Origin of the sequence: Sporosarcina sp. P32b, assembly GCF_002743335.1 — a bacterium.
GTDB lineage: Bacteria > Bacillota > Bacilli > Bacillales_A > Planococcaceae > Sporosarcina.
Genome location: NZ_PDZB01000065.1, coordinates 1 through 472, shown reverse-complemented (window position 1 = coordinate 472; position 472 = coordinate 1). Strand labels below are relative to the sequence as shown.

Below are 472 nucleotides of genomic sequence, written 5' to 3'. Positions count from 1 at the left end.
CTTCTAATCTTCTTTTCACTTCTACGACATCATCTGTCGTCTTCGCCCAATCAAACCATTCACAATACGCTTCTTTCAATTCATAAGCTGTTTTCAATTCCTCAGACATACCTATGTACCGATCACGATACCACCTTGTTTTATCATGTAGTTTCCTACTTCGTTTATACAGGACATGTCGCATCCGTTTACACTTCTTGCGATCATACGCATGCCATTCTTTTTGTACTTTACGTCGTACCTCATCAATGGCCCAGTAAATATATCGACAGAAATGAAAGCGATCTGCGACGATAACGGGACGACCTAAAGCTTTTCTCACCGCTGCTTTAAAGCTCGGATTCATATCCATTACGACTAATTTCACGTCCGCTCCATATTGATACAGATAATCTTTAATCGTATCTTTTCTACGATTTGGCAAGATGTCGAGTGGTTCATGCGTATCTGCATTCGCAATGATGAGTTGATA

1 protein-coding gene is annotated in these 472 nt (G+C 40.3%); it reads right to left on the bottom strand.

The genetic code is table 11. The annotated features are described in order from the left end of the window. On the bottom strand, positions 1–472 hold a 472-nt coding region (locus CSV64_RS16480), incomplete at both ends, for a transposase (protein WP_143565217.1).